The sequence below is a fragment of the Novipirellula galeiformis genome, assembly GCF_007860095.1.
Taxonomy (GTDB): domain Bacteria; phylum Planctomycetota; class Planctomycetia; order Pirellulales; family Pirellulaceae; genus Novipirellula; species Novipirellula galeiformis.
The window spans coordinates 1-1,035 of sequence record NZ_SJPT01000029.1 but is presented as its reverse complement, the minus strand read 5'-3'; the positions used below and the strand labels follow the sequence as shown (position 1 = coordinate 1,035).

The 1,035-nt window shown below is 58.6% G+C and carries 1 protein-coding gene; it reads left to right on the top strand.

Annotated features, from left to right (window positions below):
• Positions 1–46: 46 nt before the first annotated feature.
• A partial coding sequence (locus Pla52o_RS27625; protein WP_231612689.1) for a transposase occupies positions 47–1,035 on the top strand: 989 nt, incomplete at its 3' end.

The following is a 1,035-nucleotide window of genomic DNA, read 5'->3' as shown; positions in this document are numbered from 1 at the left end:
GTTGGCCAGTTACCCTGTTGCTGCTGCCGTTTTGCGAGGTGTGATCGTGGCTCGTCTGACACGCTCGGAAGTCTTTGATCCCGGTGAAATTGCGATCGCCCACATCTGTAGCCGGACCGTGCGGCGATGTTTCTTGATGGGCAATGATCCCTTCACCGGCAAGAACTTCGACCATCGCAAAGAGTGGATCGAACAATACTTGACGCACTTTGCGAATTGCTTTGGCGTCGATCTTCTCGCGTTTGCTTTACTATCAAACCATGTCCACTTGATCCTCCGCACGCGGCCGGACGTGGTTGCCACCTGGAGCGACAACGAGGTGGCACGGCGGTGGATGATGATCTGCCCGCATCGCCGAGGTCCCGATGGCCAGCCCCTTCCGCCCACCGAAGCGGAGATCCGGTCGATCGCAGGATGCCCTGTCAAATGTGACGAAATCCGCAAACGGCTCAGCAGTATCAGCTGGTGGATGCGACTGCTTTGCCAACGTGTCGCAATGCGGGCGAACCACGAAGACGAAGAATCGGGGCACTTCTTCCAAGATCGCTTCCACGCCACTCGGATCGTCGACGAAGCCTCGCTGTTGGCTTGTGCGGCCTATGTCGACCTGAATCCGATTCGTGCTGCGATGGCCAAGACGCTTGAGCAGAGCGATCACACCTCGGTTCAGCGGCGAATTGAGTCGATCACCTCTGATCGAGACGAAGTCGTTCCGGCAGCAAAACGGCGTGACCGTTTCTTGGCACCTGTCTCGATCGACGAGCGATCCGATGAGATTGGCCCCTGTGTGAGTCGGTCGGGAAAACGCTGCAGCGACAAAGGGTTTCTACCGATGTCGCTCGAAGACTACCTGGAGACACTCGACTGGACCGCCCGCCAAATCGCTCCAGGCAAATACGGCCGGACACCTGCCGATGTACCACCGGTGCTCAGGCGTTTGGGACTGGACACCAAGACATGGTGCGAACTGGTCGGCGACTTTGGCCGGTTATTTTGCCTGGTCGCGGGGCGCCCCGAGTCTGTCGATCCGCTGCG